The sequence below is a fragment of the Streptomyces blattellae genome, assembly GCF_009709555.1.
GTDB lineage: Bacteria > Actinomycetota > Actinomycetes > Streptomycetales > Streptomycetaceae > Streptomyces > Streptomyces blattellae.
Genome location: NZ_WJBG01000003.1, coordinates 1 through 19,325 on the forward strand (window position 1 = coordinate 1; position 19,325 = coordinate 19,325).

Below are 19,325 nucleotides of genomic sequence, written 5' to 3' on the forward strand. Positions count from 1 at the left end.
GCTCGGCTGCCTGCTCGTCCGTGGGATAGAAGCGGTACTTGAACGCCCGCTTCACCTGCGTCGCGGTCACGCTCACAAACTAGTAATACTGCACGTGAAGATCAAATCTGCTGGTCAGAGCACGGTCTTTCGCCCTGGCGGCGAAACCCCGCCCCCTGCCCTGCTCCGCAGGAGTCCGTTTCCTCTCCGCCGTGAACGGCGGAGTATCCACGGAGGAACCTGATGATCACGGCCCGGGGGACGGCCCGAGACGAAACGTGGTACTGGACTTGACCGGCGCCGGGGTGGCCGTGGGTGGAGCGTTGCCCGGCGTCGGGGTGCCGCCGCGCCCACCCGTGCCGCCGTGGGGGTCCCCCAGGCCCTTGAGGCACTGGGGGAGGCACGACTGCCCGCAGCGGCGGCGGGCGTTGCGACGTTGCCGCTTACGCCGTGCCCGTGAGGTGTTCCGGGCGTACCGGCGTTCGGTTCAGCTCCAGGCCGGTCGCGGTGCGGATCGCCGCGAGGACGGCCGGGGTCGAGGAGAGCGTCGGGGCCTCGCCGATGCCGCGGAGGCCGTAGGGCGCGTGGTCGTCGGCGAGTTCGAGGACGTCGACCGGGATGGTCGGGGTGTCGAGGATGGTGGGGATCAGGTAGTCCGTGAAGGAGGGGTTCTGGACCTTGGCCGTCTCGGGGTCGACGATGATCTCTTCCATCACCGCGACGCCCAGGCCCTGCACGGTGCCGCCCTGGATCTGGCCGAGCACGGACAGCGGGTTGACGGCCTTGCCCACGTCCTGGGCGCAGGCCAGTTCGATGACCTTGACCAGGCCCAGCTCGGTGTCGACCTCGACGACGGCACGGTGCGCGGCGAAGCTGTACTGGACATGGCCGTTGCCCTGGCCGGTGCGCAGGTCGAGGGCCTCGGTGGGCCGGTGCCGCCACTCCTGCTCGACCTCGACGCTCTCGCCTTCGAGGACGTCCACCAGGCCGGCGAGGACCTCGCCGCCGTCGGTGACGACCTTGCCGCCCTCCAGGAGCAGCTCCGCCGTCGACCAGGCCGGGTGGTACGTACCGAACTTGCGGCGGCCGATCTCCAGGACCTGCTCCCGGACCAGCTCGCAGGCGTTCTTCACCGCGCCGCCCGTGACGTACGTCTGGCGCGAGGCCGACGTCGAACCCGCCGAGCCCACCTGCGTGTCCGCCGGATGGATGGTCACCTGCGCGACACCCAGCTCGGTGCGGGCGATCTGCGCATGGACGGTGACGCCGCCCTGGCCGACCTCCGCCATCGCGGTGTGCACGGTGGCGACGGGCTCCCCGCCGACGACCTCCATCCGCACGCGGGCGGTCGAGTAGTCGTCGAAGCCCTCGGAGAAGCCGACGTTCTTGATGCCGACGGCGTAGCCGACCCCGCGGACGACGCCTTCACCGTGCGTGGTGTTGGACAGACCGCCGGGCAGCTGCCGTACGTCCGCGCCCTCGCTGCTCTCCCACTGGCGCTCCGGCGGCATCGGCATCGCCTTGACGCGGCGCAGGAGCTCGGCGACCGGGGCCGGGGAGTCGACCGGCTGGCCGGTCGGCATGATCGTGCCCTGCTCCATCGCGTTGAGCCGGCGGAACTCCACCGGGTCCATGCCGAGCTTCGCGGCGAGCTTGTCCATCTGGGCCTCGTAGGCGAAGCACGCCTGGACCGCGCCGAAGCCGCGCATGGCGCCACAGGGCGGGTTGTTGGTGTAGAGGGCGATCGCCTCGATGTCGACGTCGTCGACCGCGTACGGGCCGACGCTCAGCGAGGAGGCGTTGCCGACGACCGCCGGGGAGGCCGACGCGTAGGCGCCGCCGTCCAGGACGATCCGGCACTTCAGGTGCGTGAGCTTGCCGTCGTTGGTCGCGCCGTGCTCGTAGTACAGCTTCGCGGGATGGCGGTGGACGTGTCCGAAGAAGGACTCGAAGCGGTTGTAGACGATCTTGACGGGCTTGCCGGTGCGCAGGGCGAGCAGACAGGCGTGGATCTGCATCGACAGGTCCTCACGGCCGCCGAACGCGCCGCCGACGCCGGACAGCGTCATCCGGACCTTGCTCTCGGGCAGGCCGAGGACGGGCGCGATCTGCCGCAGGTCGCTGTGCAGCCACTGGGTGGCGATGTAGAGGTGGACGCCGCCGTCCTCGTCCGGGACCGCGAGGCCGGACTCGGGGCCGAGGAAGGCCTGGTCCTGCATGCCGAAGGTGTACTCGCCCTCGACGATGACGTCGGCACGCTCCCGGGCCGCGGCGACGTCCCCTCGGACGATCGGCTGGCGGTGCACGACGTTCGGGTGCGGGACGTGGCCGACGTGGTGGTCGTCGCGGTGCTCGTGGACGAGGACCGCGTCCGGGGCGGTCGCGGAGGCCTCGTCGGTGATGACGGGCAGCTCGCGGTACTCGACCTTGATCTTGGCGGCGGCGCGGCGCGCGGTCTCCGGGTGGTCGGCGGCGACGATGGCGACCGGCTCACCGTGGTGGCGTACCTTGCCGTGCGCGAGGACCGGGGTGTCCTGGATCTCCAGGCCGTAGTTCTTCACGTCGGCCGTCAGGTCGTCGTACGTCATGACGGCGTACACGCCCGGCGTGGCGAGGGCCTCGCCGGTGTCGATGGACACGATCTCCGCGTGCGCGACCGTGGAGCGCAGGATCTGGCCCCAGAGCATGTCCTCGTGCCACATGTCGGACGAGTACGCGAACTCGCCGGTGGTCTTGAGGATGCCGTCCGGGCGGAGCGTGGACTCGCCGATGCCGCCCTTGGTCCGGGAGCCCTGGGTGATCTTCGTGGGGGTGCCGATGGTGGGCATGGTGCTAGACCGCCTCTCCCTGCCGGGCAGCCGCCAGCCGGACCGCGTCCATGATCTTCTCGTAGCCGGTGCAGCGGCACAGGTTGCCCGACAGCGCCTCGCGGATGTCGGCGTCGGTCGGGTTCGGGTTGCGCTCCAGCATCTCGTCGGCGGCGACCAGCAGACCCGGCGTGCAGAAGCCGCACTGCACGGCACCGGCGTCGATGAACGCCTGCTGGATCGGAGCGAGCGCCGCGTGCGGGGACGAGCCGGTGCCCTCGCCGGTCTGGGAGTCCTGCCCCTTGGCGGCCCTCCCCCAGGCTTCGTCCGGGGGGACCCCCGGCCGGGCGTCCTCCAGGGACGTACCGGACGTACCGCAGGCGCCGGTCGCGCAACCGCCGTGCTCGGCGCGCTGCTTGGCGTAGTCGGCGAGCCCTTCGACGGTCACGACCTCGCGGCCCTCGACCTGACCGGCGGCGACCAGGCACGAACACACCGGCACACCGTCAAGGCGGACCGTGCAGGATCCGCACTCGCCCTGTTCACAGGCGTTCTTCGACCCCGGCAGACCGAGCCGCTCACGCAGCACGTACAGCAGGCTCTCGCCCTCCCACACGTCGTCGGCTTCCTGCCGACGGCCGTTGACCGTGAAATTGACGCGCATTAGGCGACTCCCTCCGTGCGAGCGGCGGTACCGCGGTACGACTCCCAGGTCCAGGTCAGCGTGCGGCGGGCCATGACGCCGACCGCGTGCCGGCGGTAGCTCGCCGTGCCCCGGACGTCGTCGATCGGGTTGCAGGCGGCGGCGCACAGGTCCGCGAACTGCTTGGCGACCGACGGGGTGACGATCTTGCCGTTGTCCCAGAAACCGCCCTCTTCGAGCGCCGCGTTCAGGAATTCCTCCGCGGCCTTCGCCCGTACGGGGGTCGGGGCGGCCGAGCCGATGCCGGTGCGGACGGTGCGCGAGGACGGGTGCAGGGCGAGACCGAAGGCACACACGGCGATCACCATGGCGTTGCGGGTGCCGACCTTGGAGTACTGCTGCGGCCCGTCGGCCTTCTTGATGTGTACGGCCCTGATCAGCTCGTCGGCGGCGAGCGCGTTGCGCTTGACGCCGGTGTAGAACTCGTCGATCGGGATGAGCCGGGAGCCGCGCACCGACTCGGCCTCGACCTCGGCGCCGGCCGCGAGGAGCGCGGGGTGGGCGTCGCCGGCCGGGGAGGCGGTACCGAGGTTGCCGCCGACGCCGCCGCGGTTGCGGATCTGCGGGGAGGCCACCGTGTGCGAGGCGAGGGCCAGGCCCGGCAGCTCGGGACGCAGGTGCTCCATGATCCTGGTGTACGGGACGGAGGCACCGAGCCGCACGGTGTCCTCGCCGACCTCCCACTCGCAGAGGTCGCCGATGCGGTTCAGGTCGAGCAGGTACTCGGGCCGACGGTGGTCGAAGTTGATCTCGACCATCACATCGGTGCCACCCGCGATCGGCACAGCGGTGGGGTGCTCGGCCTTCGCGGCGAGCGCCTCCTCCCAGCTGGCGGGGCGAAGGAAGTCCATGACCGGCTCTCTTCTTCGTCGACTTGCTCGTTCATGTTCTTTTAACGCGGATCGGAGTCAGTACACAGCGCGGTGCGGCTCATCGGTCAGTCACGGAAACCATGAAGGAGTTGGCTGGCCAGCGCGGTCATCTTGTAGATTCGTATGAACGGAGGCCATCGATAACCTCCCTGTTTCCGTGTCGAAACGTCAGGCACAGCCCTGCCCGCCGAGCGGGCCTCCCACCATGGCCCATCAAGATTCATCGTAGATTTCGAGACAGAGAACGGCGGCGACGAGAATGCGGCTGCGCGCACTGCTGGAGACCGACGCGCTGGGCCTCAGGCTGCTCGGCGGCGAGGGAGAGCTGGACCGCACCGTCCGCGGTGTGATGACCACCGACCTCAGGGACCCCAGCCGCTATCTCTCCGGCGGGGAGCTGGTGCTCACCGGCCTGGCCTGGCACCGGGACGCCGCGGACTCCGAGCCGTTCGTACGGATCCTGGTGGCGGCCGGCGTGGCCGCCCTCGCCGCCGGTGAGGCCGGGCTCGGGGACATCCCGGACGATCTGGTGGTCGCCTGTGCCAGGCACCGGCTGCCGCTGTTCGCGGTGCACGAGTCGGTGGCGTTCGCGACGATCACCGAGCATGTCGTACGGCAGGTCTCGGGCGAGCGCGCCGGGGACCTCGCGGCGGTGGTCGACCGGCACCGGCGGATGATGACCTCGGGCCCGGCCGGCGGCGGGCCGGACGTGGTCCTCGACCTCCTCGGCTCCGACCTCGACCTGAGCGCCTGGGTGCTCTCGCCGACCGGGCGGCTCGTCGCGGGCCCGAAGGCGGGCGGGCCGGGGCTGTCCGCCGACACGTGCGCCGAGCTCGCCGCCGAGCATCTGGCGGCCGCCCGCACCGGCCGACGGGGACCGCACCGGGTGACGCTGGGCGCCGCTCCGTACGCGCTCTTCCCGATCCGCGGCTGGGGGCACCTCCCGGCGGCGGCTGGGGACGACCGCTCCCCGCAGGGCGCCCGGGATGTGCGCGAGACGGTGCTGTCGGACTGGCTGCTGGCCGTCGCGGCGGACGCCGGGGACTGGCCCGAGGAGCGGCTCGACCTGCTTCAGGGCGTCGCCCAGCTGATCGCGGTCGAGCGGGACCGGCGGGACGCCGCCCGTACGGTGCGCAGACGGCTCGCGCAGGAGGTGCTGGAGCTGGTGCAGACGGGTGCCGCGCCCGCCGAGATCGCGGCCCGGCTGCGGGTGGCCGCGCCGGTGCTGCTGCCCGGGCTCGGCACGGCACCGCACTGGCAGGTGGTCGTGGCCCGGGTCGAGTGGGACGGCGGTGACATCGAGGGCGGGCCGGTCGCCCAGTCGCTGCTGGAGGAGATCCTCGCCGACCCGGTGGCGACGGGACCGGAGCCCTCCGACCGCATCGCCGTCGCCCACACCGGCGACGAGGCGGTCGCCCTCGTACCCCTGCCGGCGGTGTCGGCCGAGCACGACGGCACCGAGACGGGGATTCACGCCGACGCGCTCCTGGAGTCCGTACGGGACCCCCTGGCGGCCGGTCTGGACGAGGACGGGCGGGTCACCCTCGGTGTCAGCGCGGCCGTGCACTCGGCGGAGGGGCTGCGCGGGGCGCTGGAGGAGGCCCGGCACGCCCGGCGGGTGGCGGCGGCACGCACCGGCCGGGTGTGCGCGGCGGGCCACCAGGAGCTGGCCTCGCATGTGCTGCTGCTGCCCTTCGTCCCGGACGACGTACGGCGTGCCTTCACGGCGCGGCTGCTGGACCCGCTCAGGGACTACGACCGCCGGCACCGCGCCGAGCTGATCCCCACCCTGGAGGCGTTCCTCGACTGCGACGGTTCCTGGACGCGCTGCGCCACCCGTCTTCACCTGCACGTCAACACGCTGCGCTACCGGGTGGGGAGAATCGAGCAATTGACGAGCCGTGACCTGTCACGGCTGGAGGACAAGCTCGATTTCTTCCTGGCGTTGCGGATGAGTTGAGTTGAGTTGAGGTGAAGTGAAGTGAGTTGAGTTGAGGTGAGGTGGCGGGCGGCGCGATGTACCGCTCCCGCCCCACGTGGTGTCCCACGACTCTGTCACCTTCTCGGCCGTGAACAGCCAGGCCTCGCCCGACAGTTCACACCTCGTCGCACTCCTCGGCACCGCTGGCTGCGGCATCGAGGTCGCATCCGCCCTGGCGGGCGCGGGACCGGTGGCGTGCCCCGCACCGGGGGACCCCGAGGACACCAGGCTGGTCAGCGCCGGCCACAACCGTGTCCCCGGAAAACCGGTTCGTGCCTTCAAAGGGCTCACAGACTGGCTGCACGAGTTTAGCGCAAGTGAAAACTTTCACACTCCCTCTTGGCCAGGGCCGACGATTCGTGCTGAGATGCCGCCACCACTCATAGCTCGACGGCGCGCTCGGGGAGGGCAATGTGGCGCATTCCGCCATGTCTGGTTCCGGAACGACCCCTGGTGACGATCCCCTCCAGACCGCGGTATGGCGGCTGCGCTCCCGCGCGTGCTGGGCGGATGCGGCGGCCCTGCTCCGGCCCGACACCCCGGCGTCCGCGTTGCAGCGGGCCGCGCTGCTGGTCGAACGGTGCCTGTACACCGAGCAGGGCTGGCAGGAGGCCGAGGACGGGCTGCGTACGGCCGAGGCGATGGCGCACAGCGACGAGGAGCGGGGCGCGGCCGCTTGTGAACGCGGGCAACTTGCCTATGCGGCCACCTTGCACACGGTCCGGGACCGGGCGGACGAGGCGCGGGCCGCGCTGGGCCGGGCGGCGGCGCTGATCCCTCCCGGGGCGCCGGGCCGGGCGCTGCTGGACTTCCGGCGGGGCTTGCTCGCCGAGAACCTGACGCTCTCCCCGCAGGCGGCGCGCGCCGCGTACCGCCGGGCGCACGCCGGCGCGACGGCCCACTCCGACCCGCTCCTGCTGTCGTTCACCTGGCGCCATCTGGCCGGACTCGCGCTGCGGGAGGGCGAGTTGGCGGAGGCACGGCACGGCTTCGCCGAATCCCTGCGCATCCGTGAGGAGTTGGGCTATCTCGTGGGTACGGCGCCGGCGCTGGTGTCCCTGGCGGACGCGGAAGCGGAGCCGGAGGCTTCACGCCTGCGGGAGGAGGCACGCAGGCTGTTCCGGCTGCTGGGCGGCGTACCGACCTGGCTGGGACGGGAGTTGGCGCCCCCGGCACCACCGGCGGCCACGGCCTGAGCCCGCGTGCGCTCAGGCCGCCCCCGCGAAGTGCTCCCCCACCAGGGCCCGGACGCCCTCCAGGTCCCGTGAGATCAACGCGTCCAGCAGTGCCGTGTGCTCCGCCGCGTCGGCCAGCAGCTCGGTGCGCCCGCGACCGGCGAGGCCGCCCACCAGGGGCCACTGGGCCCGGCGGTGGAGGTCCTCGGCGAGGTGCACGAGCTGCTCGTTGCCGGACAGGGCGAGCAGCCCGCGGTGGAAGGCGCGGTCCGACTCCGCGTACGTCACCCGGCAGCCGGTGGCGGCCGCCCGTACCGTCGCCTCGGCGAGGGGACGCAGATCCGCCCAGCGCTCCACCGGCACCGTCCGCGCCAGCCGCAGCAGCACCGGAACCTCGATCAGGGACCGGACCTCCGCCAGCTCGGCCAGCTCGCGGGCGCCGCGCTCGACAACGCGGAACCCGCGGTTCGGCACGACCTCCACGGCGCCCTCCAGGGCCAGTTGCTGCATCGCCTCCCGCACCGGTGTCGCCGAGACGCCGAAGCGGTCGCCCAGCGCGGGCGCCGAGTACAGCTCGCCCGGGGTCAGGTCGCCCGAGACCAGCGCGGTGCGCAGGGCGTCGAGGATCTGCCCGCGCACGGAGGACCGCTGGACGGTGGGGCGGGGGCGCGGAATCGGTGCCTCGCTGTGGGTGTGCTCACCCCGGACGTCGCCGGCCACGGGCCCGGGGGCGGCTGCCGCGCCCCGCTGCCGTTCCACGTCGGCCGCCCGCGGCTGGTGCGGGACCCGCATTCCGCCGGCCGGCGGCCGCGTCCGCTCCGGACGCCCCGCCTCCGTGGAGCCCTGCGTGCCCTGCTTCACGGGGTCCTCCTCCGGCCTTGTCGGTACTTGGGGTCATTACGGCGGGTTGTTACTCGTCCGTCAAGCACCATAGGGCCAGAAGCGGCCGGTTCACATCCCAGGAATCGCGGGTAAGGTAAGCCTTACCTCTAGGTAGGCCCGTAAAGACACCCAGATCGGCGGTCCCGCATGCCCGTGCCCCCCTCGGCCCTCGCGGACGCCTACACGCGCCTCGCCGAGGTCCTCCCGGGGCTGCCGATCACGCAGCTCGGGGCCGTGGAGCAGGTCCCCCGGGACGGCGGCTGGATCGCCGCCGACGCCCTCGCGGCGGGCGGGGCCGGACTCGACGCGTTCCTGGCCTGGGACGACGCGCAGGTCCAGCGCGACCACGGACATCGAGCGCGACCGGATGTCGTCGCCAGTTTCGGCCTGCACCGCTACGCCTGGCCGGCCTGCCTGCTGATCACCGTGCCGTGGTTCCTGAGCCGCCGGGTGCCCCGCTTCCACGTGACGGACGTCGCGTACGACCGGACGACCCCGGGCGTGGACATCGGCCGCCTGGCCGTCCGCGCCCACAGCGTCGCCTGTCTGCCCGGCGACCCCGCCGCCGCCCTGCCCGGCGCCCGCGTCGTCGCCGACGAGGAGGCACTGCGCGGCGAGGTGCGGGAGGCCGTCGCCGAGCACCTGGCACCCGTGCTCGCCGGGTTCGGTCCGCGCATGCGGCGGCGCGGGCGCGCGCTGTGGGGCATGGCGACCGACGAAGTCGTCGAGGGGCTCTGGTACATCGCCGAAGTGCTCGGTGAGCAGGAGCGGGCGAGGCGGGAGCTGGAGCTGCTGCTGCCGGGGGCGACCAAGCCGTACGTCGGCTCCGCCGCCTTCCGTGAACTGACCGGCCCGGACGGCGAGCCGCTGCCCACCCGGGACCGGGCGAGCTGCTGCATGTTCTACACACTGGACCCCGAGGACACCTGTGCCACCTGCCCGCGCACCTGCGACGCGGACCGGGTCGTCAGACTCCTGGCCGCCGCGGCGGGTTGAGGACCCCTCAGGCAGCAGCACCACCAGGCGTCCCGTAAGATCAACCCTGTTCATGGCAGCCCCATGGTTACAGGCGATTCACAATTTCCTCACTTACCGCAGGAACTTTCCGTCGAACCATCCGTACGGGTAGTCTTGTTCGAACTCAACTCTCGCCCCTCAAGCGGCAGTTCGAGCGGAACGTCGCCCTGGGCATCCCCTTGCACTTCCTTGGCGGCCTCTTGCCCCGAAAACCCCTGAGGGCCAGTGGAATTGGGCCACTATGGCGGGCGTTACGCCCTATCCCAATGCAAGGGACCCCAGATGAGATTGACCGACATATCGCTGAACTGGCTGCTTCCGGGCGCCGTGCTGCTCCTGGGCATGCTGGCGGCGGTGGCGGTGCTCGCGCGCGGCAAGCGCTCCTCGGGGAAGGAAGCGAGCGCGGACGACTCGTGGGAGCGAGCCGAGGAGCGGCGCAGGCGCAAGGAGGCCATGTACGGCACCGCCTCCTACATCCTGCTGTTCTGCTGTGCGGCGGTCGCCGCCGCCCTCTCCTTCCACGGCCTGGTCGGCTTCGGCCGGCAGAACCTGAGCCTGTCCGGCGGCTGGGAGTACCTGGTCCCGTTCGGCCTGGACGGTGCGGCCATGTTCTGCTCGGTGCTCGCGGTGCGCGAGGCCAGCCACGGTGACGCGGCACTCGGCTCCCGGATACTCGTATGGACGTTCGCGGCCGCCGCGGCCTGGTTCAACTGGGTGCACGCGCCCAGGGGCCTCGGCCACGAGGGCGCCCCGCAGTTCTTCTCCGGCATGTCGCTCTCCGCGGCCGTCCTCTTCGACCGGGCGCTGAAGCAGACCCGCAGGGCCGCGCTGCGCGAGCAGGGCCTGGTGCCGCGCCCGCTGCCGCAGATCCGTATCGTCCGCTGGCTGCGGGCGCCCCGCGAGACCTACAAGGCCTGGTCGCTGATGCTCCTGGAGGGCGTACGCAGCCTGGACGAGGCCGTCGACGAGGTACGCGAGGACAAGCGGCAGAAGGAAGCCGCCCGACTGCGCCGGCGCGAGCAGGAGCGGGTCGAGCGGGCCCAGCTCAAGGCGATCAGCCGGGGCCACCGCGGCTTCGTCGGACGCGGCCCCGGACGGCCGATGGAGGTGCCCGCCATGGAGCGCGGCGCCGACCGAGTCACCGCGGAGCCTGCCATATCCGCGCCGGAGCAGCTGCCCGTGCGCTCACGGCCGTCCCTTCAGCCCGTCCGCCAGAGTTCTGACCCGATCACCGTCGACCTCACCGCGGAGGACGACACCATGGCGCTGCCGCGCCTGGACTCCCTGGAGCGCAAGCTCAAGGACTTGGAGCAGCAGTTCGGCTAGGAACGGACAAAGTCGACGTCAGTCGACATCAGGGGGTACGGCCCGGGGCCGTACCCCCTTTCGCTTGTCACGCGCCTCCCGCGTCGAGTTCGAACCACACCGCCTTTCCCACCCCGTGCGTCCGTACCCCCCAGGCGTCCGCGAGGGACTGCACCAGGACCAGGCCCCTGCCGTGCGTACCGTCGTCGGCGTCCGGTACGCACAGTCTGGGTCTGCGGGCGACGAAGTCCCGTACTTCCACCCGCAGTCCACGGGGTCCGACGAAGGCCGTCAGAACGGCGTCGTTGTCGGTGTGGACGATGGCGTTGGTGACGAGTTCGCTGGTGAGCAGTTCCGCTATCTCCGACCGGCCGGGTCTGCCCCATTGCCGTAACAGCTCGCGCAGTGCCCTGCGTGCCTCCGGTACCGCCCGCAGGTCCGCGCGTCCGAGTCTGCGCCGCAGCTGCGGCGGCTGCGCCGTAGCGCCGTCGGCCTCTTCCTCCACTGTCCGAGCCGAGAAGGCCCCGATCGCCGTGGGACCGCCTCCTCGTGCCTGCCTCTTCATGACCCCCGCCCGCGTGCCGATGTCGGTTCCCCTCCTGCCTCGAACACGTTCACGGGGATCCATGCCCGTTGGCTCACCCGACAGTCATGCGGAATCGTCAACGACCGGCTGTTCGGCCATGCGTGCGGCAGCCGCCACGCAGCCGGCGAACCCTGGTGGAGGGCGCCTTGGGGCACATCGGGCAGCCGTTCGTACGGCGACCGCGGTACGGGGACGCGGCTGCAGGAGATCGGCCCGACTGCCCATGGCGCCCTGCCGATGCCGCCGTACGCGACGAAGCCGTGGGGCGGTTGGGTCCGACCGGCTCCCGCGGCCGGAGAAGCTGGCCGGAAATCGCCGCTGCCGGGCCATGTTCAGTGGAGGTTCGGTGGCGCTTGGCGACAGCCACGGAACCGAGCGTGGCGGCGACAGCGGGGGCCGTTATGCCTCCCAAACGGCGGCAGCCGTACGGTCGTCGGCGTACCCCTTGACCCGGGTCTGGGTGTCGGCGAGGAACGCGGCGAGACCGGGCGGGGTGGGGCCCGACCAGCGGCCGGTGAGGTACTCGCACAGCTCGGGTTCGCCGCGCAGCGGTTCGGCCAGGCCGCCGGTGCACATCAGGAGCGTGTCCCCCGGGCGGGCGACGCAGGCGCGGAAGCGGAAGGGGTCGCGGGGCGGCTCGGGCGCGGGCTCGTACGGGCTCGGGGGCGTCGGGATGCCCAGGTCCATGGTGAGCCGGTCGCCCTCGGGCGTCTCGTGCGGGAGCGAGCCGAAGCCGACGACGGGTTCACCGGTGATGTCCCCGACCGGCGGCTCGATGTCGTGCCACTCGCCGTCCCTGAGCCGGAACAGTCCGCCCGCGCCGACGCCGAAGAACACGCGGGTACGGCACTCGGGGTCGGCGGGCAGCAGCAGACAGCGCAGGGTGGCCGCGTACTCGTCCGGGTCGATGCCCTGCTCGGCCGCGCCGGCGCGGAGCTTGCCGAGGCTGCGGTCGGTGAGCCGGTGCAGCCCCGACTTCAGGTCACCGCGCCGGGCGGCCCGGATGTCCTCGCTGAGCCGGGCATGACTGCGGCCCACGGCCCGCCCGATCCAGTGACAGGCCTCGGCCGCCGCCCGGTGCGCACCCGGTGTGGCCCGGGCACCCGTGGCCATCGCGACCAGGACCAGCGCCTGCTCACCACTGCCGAACCGAGCGGTCAGCAACGAGTCGCGGCGCGGCTCCCCCCGGTACCGCGCGGAGTCCCCCCGCACCGAAACGGCCCGCAACAAGCAGGCCCCGTAGTGCGCTCCGTCCAGCACGGTGTCGGCGACCAGGTCATCGAGCTCGTCCGGGTCGGCGGGAGGCAGCGCGGTGGGTTCGGCATCGTAGGTGGGAGGCCCGGAACCGACGTAGTCCAGGGGTGGGGGCGGGGTGGTGGGCAGGTCGCTCCGAGTGGCGGTGGCGGCCGACTCGGCGCCCGGACCGGCGGGCCGCGGTGCTGGATGAGGATCGGCGCCCGGGTGCGTGGGCCGCGGGGGTTTGGGGATCTCGGCCGGCGCGCGGGAGGGCGGCGGCTCGGAAGGGGGTTCGGTGCCGTGGCGGGGGGTGGGGCGGGCTGATTCGGTGGCCGTGCCCGGTCGGGTGGGGGCCGGAGGGCCACTTTCCGTGCCGGTCGGGGTGGGCGGTGCGTCGGTGCGACGGGTGTCCTGCGGGGCCGGTGGCGTGTCCTGCGGTGCCCGTGACGTCGGTGTTGTCGTGGCCGGTGGCTGCGTCGAGGTGCGGGCGGCGCCGGTCGTCGAGGAGGGCTGGTCGGTGAAGCCGGGGGGCATGGGACCGGGCGGGAAGGTCGCCGGAGGCGGAGGTGCGGCGGGTGGGGGTTCCCAGGGCGCACGGTGCCGTTCAGCACCCCCCGTCGGTGCGGCCCCGGCGCGCGGCCGGGGCACTGCCACCCCCGAGGCCGGCCGCCCTGGCGGGGAACCCGCTCCCGGCATCGAGACGGCGCTCCCGTCCCCCACCGTCCCCGCCGCCGAAGCGAACCGGTCGTCCAGTGAGTCGGGCGCGGCCGTGGGCCCCGTGTCGTCGGTGGAGTCGTCGTACAGCTGCCCCCACCAGTCGTCCTCGTGACCGATGGGATTTCCCCCCTGCTGGCTCATGCCCCCAATTGTCCACCGCACGGGCCGGATGAAAACGGGGCATTGGGAAATCCGCTCCGGTCGTGATGGACCGGAAGTCACCGGGCGATCCCGTCGCCACGGGAGAACCGCCCGGCGACACCGGAGTGACCCGGGCCTGCGATCCCCTGCACGCGCCGTGCCCGTCGTAGGCCGGGGTCACGGTCTGGGCGACCGAATCACCGTTCCCGCCCTGCTGCTCGCGCGGTGGTGGGGGACGTACGAGGTCAGCGGGGAGGGACCTGCGCTTCCTCCCCCGCTCCTGCACTCTGGACAAATGGGAGTCCTGGACCTCCTGCTGGTCGGACTGGTCATCCTGCTCGGCCTGTGCGGAGTGCTGGTGCCCGGGGTGCCGGGGTCGTGGCTCGTATGGGCCGCGGTCATGTGGTGGGCGCTGAAGGATCCGCAGCCCGTCGCATGGTGGGTGCTCGTGGGCGCCACCGTCGCGCTGCTCCTGTCCCAGGTGGTCCGCTGGACCCTGCCTCCCCGACGCCTGCGCGCGAGCGGCGCCACGCCCCGGATGGGGGTGTACGCGGGCGCGGGCGCGTTCCTCGGCTTCATCCTGATCCCCGTACTGGGCGCGATACCCGGCTTCATCGGCGGCATCTACCTCTACGAGCGCTTCCGGCTGGGCCGCCACGGCGAGGCGAGGGCGGCACTGCGCACGGCGATGCGCAACGGTGGCTCCAGCGTGCTGGCGGAGCTGTTCACCTGTCTGCTGATCTTCGGGGCGTGGCTGGGTGCGGTGCTCTGGGGCTGACATGCGGATGCCGGGGGCTCAGTGGTATGTCACATACCACCACTTTCGATTGATCGGATCTCTCCTGCCTTATTGACGACCTGGAACCCCATCCCTACGTTGCACCCCGAGATAGCTCCGATGAATCGCCAGAGTCACAGAGCCGCTCGGGAGTGACGCCATGCCGAACCCGTCCAGACGAACCGTCCTCGCCACCGGATCCGCCCTGAGCGGGACGCTCCTCGCCACAGGCCTGCCTCCCGCACAGGCGACCGCGGCGGACCACGACCGCGGCCACACCTCCGACCCCTGGCGCACCGTCCTCGACGACGCGGACCTGGTCTGGCAGCGGGCCCCGGCCACCTGGTACGAGGGCCCGTACCTGGGCAACGGCTTCCTCGGTTCGGGCATCTACGCGGAGCCGGGCGCCGAGACCCGCGCCGTCCGCTTCAACGTCCAGCACTCCGAGGTGCAGGACCACCGCCCCGAGTTCGGTTCGCTGTTCGGGCTGGCCCGGCTCCCGATCGGCCACTTCACCCTGGAGCCGGTGGGCACGATCACCGGCCTGGACTGGCGGCTCGGACTGCGCGACGCCGAGCTGACCGGCACGCTCACCACCGACCGGGGGACGCTCACGCTCCGCGCCCTGGTGCACACCAGCCGCTCGGTGCTCGCCGTGGAAGTGACGCCCAGCGCGGGTGAGCGCGACTTCCGCTGGGTGTTCCATCCGGCGGAGGCGATCAGCCCGCGCGCCGCGTTCCGGCCGCTCCCGGACGGCTATCAGGGCAACCCGCCCGCCGAGGTCGCCGACCACGCCGGCGTCTCGGCCGCCGTACAGCCACTGCTGTCGGGCGGGCAGCATGTGACGGCGTGGCGCGAGCGGAACCAGGACCCGAACCAGAACCAGGACCCGAACCAGAACCAGGACCCGAACCAGAACCAGGACCCGAACCAGAACCAGAACCCGAACCAGGACCAGGACCACGACCACGACCACGACCACGACCACGACCACGACCAGCCTGCGGCCAGGACGCTGTACGTCCATGTCGCGCACTCGTATCCGCAGAGCACGGCGCTGGATCGGGCGCTGAAGGCGGTACGCGAAGCCTCCGGACTTGCGTACTCGGCGCTGGCGGTGACCCACCGCGCCTGGTGGCACGCGTTCTACCGCAAGAGCTTCCTCTCCCTGCCCGACGCCCGGATCCAGCGCTTCTACTGGATCCAGCTGTACAAGACGGCGTCCGCCGCCCGCCGGGACGCGCCCGTGATGGCGACGTGCGGCCCCTGGCTGGAGTCGACGCCCTGGCCCAACACCTGGTGGAACCTCAACGTGCAGCTGGAGTACTGGCTGATCCACGGCGCCAACCACCTCGAACTCGACGCGGTGACCCGGGCGTTGAGCGAGTTCCGCGACAACCTGACCCAAGAGATGGCCCCGCGGTACCGCGCCGACTCCCTCGGCATCCCGCGCACCACCGACCCCCACCTGATCAACGGCGCCGCGGGCACCCTCACCGGCTACGGCGTGGGCATCCCGGGCCAGGACCCGCCGACCCCCGAGGTCGGCAACCTCACCTGGGCCCTGCACAACGTCTGGCTCAGCTACCGCCACACGATGGACGAACGCACCCTGCGCGACGTCCTCTACCCCCTCCTCCGCAAGGCGATCTCCTACTACCTGCACTTCCTGGAGCCGGGCGCGGACGGCAGGCTCCACCTGCCCGCCACCTTCTCCCCCGAGTACGGCGGCAACTCACGCGACTGCAACTACGACCTGATGCTGCTGACCTGGGGCTGCCGCACCCTCCTGGAGTCGGCCGAACTGCTCGGCATCGACGACGAGTCGGCGCCGCGCTGGCGTGAGGTGCTGGCCAAGCGGGCGCCGTATCCGACGGACGCGAACGGCTTCATGATCGGCGCGGACATCCCGTTCGCGAAGTCGCACCGCCACTACTCGCATCTCCTCGCGGTGTACCCGCTGTACGAGCTGACCGGCCGCACGGCGGACGAACGCGCCCTGATCGAGAAGTCGTTGGCGCACTGGGTGGGCTTCGAGGGTGCCCTGCAGGGCTATACGTTCACCGGCGCGGCCTCGATGTCGGCGCTGCTCGGCAAGGGCGAGGACGCACTGAAGTACCTGGGCGAGCTGATGACCCGGTTCATCCAGCCCAACACCATGTACAAGGAGTCCGGCCCGGTCATCGAGACCCCGCTGTCGGCCGCCCAGTCCCTGCACGACATGGTCTGCCAGTCCTGGGGCGGCGTCATCCGCGTCTTCCCGGCCCTCCCGGCCGCCTGGGCCGACCTGTCGGTGCACGGCTTCCGTACGCAGGGTGCGTTCGTGCTGTCGGCGGTCCGCCAGGCCGGGGCCACCCGCTGGGTACGGCTCGTCAGCGAGGCGGGCGTGCCCTGCGTCGTACGGCACGGCATCCCGGGGCCGATCGAGATACGGGACGGACGCGGCCGGCCGCTGCGGTACACGGACGCCGGTGAGGGCGCGATCCGCATCGCCCTGAGCAGGGGCGAGTCGGCGCTGATCACGCGCGCGGGCGACCGGCCCGACCTCGCCGTCACACCCGTACGGCCCAACGAGGACGCGCCGCGCTGGGGGCTGCCCGGCGCGGCAGGATGACCGGCCGCGGGCCCGCTCCGGCCGCCACTGACTGGGAGCAGGACCTCAGCAGACCCTCAGCAGGCCCGCGGCCCTGGGCCGACGGTCCGATGCGCCGGGCACGCACGACGTGCTTGTCTGCTGCCATGGCGGAATTCACCGAAGCCGAACGCGCGTATCTGAAGACCCAGCGGCTGGGACGGCTGGCCACCGTCGACCCGTACGGCCAGCCGCAGGCGAACCCGGTCGGGATCTTCCCGCAGGAGGACGGGACGATCCTGATCGGCGGCCGGGAGATGGGCACCACCAAGAAGTGGCGCAACCTCCGGAAGAACCCGAAGGTCGCCCTCGTCGTCGACGACATGATCAGCGCCCGCCCCTGGCGGGTCCGCGGCGTCGACATCCGTGGCGAGGCCGAACTCCTCATCGGCCCGCACGACTTGGGCCCCCACTTCAGCGAGGAGGTGATCCGCGTCCATCCGCGGCGCATCCACAGCTGGGGGCTGGAGGAGGGATAGGGCGTGCTTTCGAATGTCCGCCTCCCCCGCGACACCTGCCCCGCGGCACCTGCCCCGCGACACCTGGCACGCACGCTCGCGGCGGTAGCCGCGAATCGACTGCGGCTGCGGCCCCGCGCCCCTGCGGCGTGCTGCTCAGAGCACGCCCTCCAGGGTCAGCAGCTCCACCTTCCGGTCGAGGCCGCCCGCATAGCCCGTCAGTGAGCCGTCCGCACCGATCACGCGGTGGCAGGGTCGCAGGACGAGCAGCGGGTTGGCGCCGATCGCGCCGCCGACCGCCCGTACGGCGGCGCGAGGCGCTCCGATGCGGGCGGCGATCTCGCCGTACGTCGTGGTCGCGCCGTACGGCACGGAGTCGAGCGCGGACCAGACCCGCTCCCGGAACTCGGTGCCCTCGCCGCGCAGCGGCAGCCGGAACTCCTTCAGGTCACCGGCGAAGTACGCGGCGAGCTGCTCCCGAGCCTCCCGGAAGGGCCCGGGGTCGTGCCGCCAGCCGTCCTGGACCGTACGGCCGCCCTTCTGGTCCGGCAGGGAGAGGGACATCAGCGTGCCGCCGGGGTCGGCGGTGAGAAGAAGGGGGCCGAGGCGGCTGTCGAGCGTGGTGTAGTAGATCATCGTTGCTCCAGCTCCCCTGCTGCGCGCAGGTGTTGTAGTGCGTAGGAGCGCCAGGGGCGCCAGCTGTCGGAGACGTCCGTGCCGGGCACGGCCACGTCCGGGTCGCCGAGGGCACGGGTGCGGATGATCGCCACCGTGCGGGCGTCCATCCCGGGCAGGGCGAGCAGCGCGTCCTGCGCGTCGTCCCGGTCGGCCCCCGGGTCCAGGCGTACGGAACCGTCGGCGAGGGCGGCGGCGAGCGCACCCAGCAGGCCGTCCGGCTCGGCCTCCGCGAGGACGGCCGGCTCGGGGAAGACATGCGTGAGGCTGCCGCAGGGCGCGTCCAGGGCTTTGCCGTACCGCCGTACGAGGCCCTCGGCCGCCGTACGCCCGACCAGTGCCCGTACCGCCAGCTCGTCCGGATCGGCGGCGCCCGGCGACCGCAGTCCCGGCCGGGCGGCGACCAGCGGGGCGAGCCGCGGATCGGCGCCGAGCCGCTCGTCCACGGCGTACGGGTCGGCGTCCAGGTCGAACAGCCGCCGCAGCCGCTGCACGGCCGTCGTCAGATCGCGCAGGTCGGTGAGGTGCAGCCGCGCGTCCAGCCAGCCGCCGGACCCGGACCGGGGCAGGCCCGGCCGCTCCTCGACGGCGACGATTCCGGTGCCGTAGGGGAGGCGGAGGGTGCGGCGGTACGTCCGCCGGCCGCGTGGTCCGCCGATGTCCTCGACGCCGGGGACCGCGTCGTCCGCCAGCTGATCGAAGACGGCACCGGCCTGGTACGGGCCCCGGTGCGCGAGGCGCAGCGGCACGCCGGCCGTCGGGGTGGCCGTACGGCCTCTCGGCGCGGCACCCCTCAGGCCGGTGGGCGTGGCGGCGTACACGGCCTTGATGGTGTCGTTGAACTGCCGGACGCTGGCGAACCCGGACGCGAACGCGATCTCCGTGACCGGGAGCGAGGTGGTCTGCAACAGGACGCGCGCCGTGTGCGAGCGCTGGGCGCGTGCCAGTGCGACCGGCCCGGCGCCGAGCTCCGCGGTGAGCTGCCGCTGGACCTGCCGCGCGCTGTACCCCAGCCGCGCGGCGAGCCCGGCGACACCCTCCCGGTCGACCACGCCGTCCCCGATCAGCCGCATGGCCCGGCCCACGGCATCCGCGCGCACGTTCCACTCGGCCGACCCCGGCACCGCGTCCGGCCGGCACCGCCGGCAGGCCCGGAAACCCGAGCCCTGCGCGGCGGCGGCGGTCGCGAAGTAGCGGACGTTGCGGCGCTTGGGGGTGACGGCGGGGCAGCTGGGGCGGCAGTAGATGCCGGTCGTCCGGACGCCGAAGAAGAACTCGCCGTCGAACCGCGCGTCCCGGCTGCGCACCGCTTCGTACCTGGTGTCTTCGTCCATCACATGTTCCAGTCTCCGCCGGCCGCGGTCACTCGGCTGGCGGAAAT

At 72.4% G+C, this 19,325-nt stretch carries 16 protein-coding genes; 7 read left to right on the top strand and 9 right to left on the bottom strand.

Translation table 11 applies throughout. The annotated features are described in order from the left end of the window. The 4 genes from GFH49_RS40900 to GFH49_RS00035 all read right to left on the bottom strand — a co-directional run. The coding region (locus tag GFH49_RS40900) for a helix-turn-helix domain-containing protein (protein WP_155053706.1) at window positions 1-76 on the bottom strand (76 nt) is incomplete at its 3' end. 346 nt (window positions 77-422) lie between these two features. After that, window positions 423-2,807 (bottom strand): xanthine dehydrogenase family protein molybdopterin-binding subunit, encoded by a 2,385-nt coding sequence (locus tag GFH49_RS00025; protein ID WP_155053638.1) that lies wholly within the window; start codon window positions 2,805-2,807, stop codon window positions 423-425. A 4-nt stretch (window positions 2,808-2,811) separates the two neighbouring features. Beyond that, complete coding sequence (locus GFH49_RS00030; RefSeq protein ID WP_155053639.1) at window positions 2,812-3,450, bottom strand: (2Fe-2S)-binding protein; 639 nt, start codon at window positions 3,448-3,450, stop codon at window positions 2,812-2,814. After that, complete coding sequence (locus GFH49_RS00035) at window positions 3,450-4,340, bottom strand: FAD binding domain-containing protein (RefSeq protein ID WP_155053640.1); 891 nt, start codon at window positions 4,338-4,340, stop codon at window positions 3,450-3,452. The genes GFH49_RS00030 and GFH49_RS00035 overlap by 1 nt, the downstream gene beginning before the upstream one ends. A 280-nt stretch (window positions 4,341-4,620) precedes the next feature. Between GFH49_RS00035 and GFH49_RS00040 the strand changes: the two genes are divergently transcribed. Both GFH49_RS00040 and GFH49_RS00045 read left to right on the top strand, forming a co-directional pair. Beyond that, a complete protein-coding gene (locus GFH49_RS00040; RefSeq protein WP_155053641.1) occupies window positions 4,621-6,321 on the top strand; it encodes a PucR family transcriptional regulator in 1,701 nt (566 codons plus the stop codon). A gap of 449 nt (window positions 6,322-6,770) precedes the next feature. Continuing rightward, the gene (locus GFH49_RS00045) at window positions 6,771-7,538 is read left to right on the top strand and encodes a hypothetical protein (RefSeq protein WP_196217798.1); all 768 of its coding nucleotides are present in this window, start codon (window positions 6,771-6,773) and stop codon (window positions 7,536-7,538) included. A gap of 12 nt (window positions 7,539-7,550) precedes the next feature. On the opposite strand, the gene GFH49_RS00050 is transcribed toward GFH49_RS00045, so the two are convergent. Then, window positions 7,551-8,378, bottom strand: a complete 828-nt coding sequence (locus GFH49_RS00050; protein WP_230396072.1) for a GntR family transcriptional regulator — start codon at window positions 8,376-8,378, stop codon at window positions 7,551-7,553. A gap of 168 nt (window positions 8,379-8,546) precedes the next feature. On the opposite strand from GFH49_RS00050, the gene GFH49_RS00055 reads away from it, so the two are divergent. Together GFH49_RS00055 and GFH49_RS00060 are read left to right on the top strand one after the other, a co-directional pair. Next, on the top strand, window positions 8,547-9,395 hold the full coding sequence (locus GFH49_RS00055) for a (2Fe-2S)-binding protein (RefSeq protein WP_155053643.1): 849 nt from the start codon (window positions 8,547-8,549) through the stop codon (window positions 9,393-9,395). A gap of 303 nt (window positions 9,396-9,698) precedes the next feature. Further along, window positions 9,699-10,742, top strand: coding sequence for a DUF2637 domain-containing protein (locus GFH49_RS00060; RefSeq protein ID WP_155053644.1), 1,044 nt, complete (start codon window positions 9,699-9,701; stop codon window positions 10,740-10,742). 67 nt (window positions 10,743-10,809) lie between these two features. Here GFH49_RS00060 and GFH49_RS00065 read toward each other — a convergent pair whose 3' ends face one another. Beyond that, window positions 10,810-11,226 (bottom strand): ATP-binding protein, encoded by a 417-nt coding sequence (locus GFH49_RS00065; protein WP_155053645.1) that lies wholly within the window; start codon window positions 11,224-11,226, stop codon window positions 10,810-10,812. A 480-nt stretch (window positions 11,227-11,706) separates the two neighbouring features. Next, window positions 11,707-13,401 carry a PP2C family serine/threonine-protein phosphatase gene (locus tag GFH49_RS00070; RefSeq protein ID WP_155053646.1) on the bottom strand — a complete coding sequence of 565 codons (1,695 nt, stop codon included), beginning with the start codon at window positions 13,399-13,401 and terminating at the stop codon, window positions 11,707-11,709. A gap of 295 nt (window positions 13,402-13,696) precedes the next feature. Here GFH49_RS00070 and GFH49_RS00075 point away from each other — a divergent pair, with 295 nt between their 5' ends. From GFH49_RS00075 to GFH49_RS00090, 3 genes are all read left to right on the top strand, one after another. Next, complete coding sequence (locus tag GFH49_RS00075; protein WP_155053647.1) at window positions 13,697-14,179, top strand: DUF456 domain-containing protein; 483 nt, start codon at window positions 13,697-13,699, stop codon at window positions 14,177-14,179. Between the two features lie 160 nt (window positions 14,180-14,339). Beyond that, the gene (locus GFH49_RS00085) at window positions 14,340-16,793 is read left to right on the top strand and encodes a glycosyl hydrolase family 95 catalytic domain-containing protein (protein WP_230396073.1); all 2,454 of its coding nucleotides are present in this window, start codon (window positions 14,340-14,342) and stop codon (window positions 16,791-16,793) included. Window positions 16,794-16,918: 125 nt separating this feature from the next. Then, entirely contained in the window at window positions 16,919-17,290 is a 372-nt protein-coding gene (locus tag GFH49_RS00090) for a PPOX class F420-dependent oxidoreductase (protein WP_155053648.1), read from the top strand. Between the two features lie 135 nt (window positions 17,291-17,425). Here the strand turns inward: GFH49_RS00090 and GFH49_RS00095 are convergent, their stop codons facing one another. Together GFH49_RS00095 and GFH49_RS00100 are read right to left on the bottom strand one after the other, a co-directional pair. After that, the gene (locus tag GFH49_RS00095; RefSeq protein ID WP_155053649.1) at window positions 17,426-17,905 is read right to left on the bottom strand and encodes a methylated-DNA--[protein]-cysteine S-methyltransferase; all 480 of its coding nucleotides are present in this window, start codon (window positions 17,903-17,905) and stop codon (window positions 17,426-17,428) included. After that, window positions 17,902-19,278 (bottom strand): DNA-3-methyladenine glycosylase 2 family protein, encoded by a 1,377-nt coding sequence (locus GFH49_RS00100; RefSeq protein WP_155053650.1) that lies wholly within the window; start codon window positions 19,276-19,278, stop codon window positions 17,902-17,904. The genes GFH49_RS00095 and GFH49_RS00100 overlap by 4 nt, the downstream gene beginning before the upstream one ends. Between the last annotated feature and the right edge of the window lie 47 nt (window positions 19,279-19,325).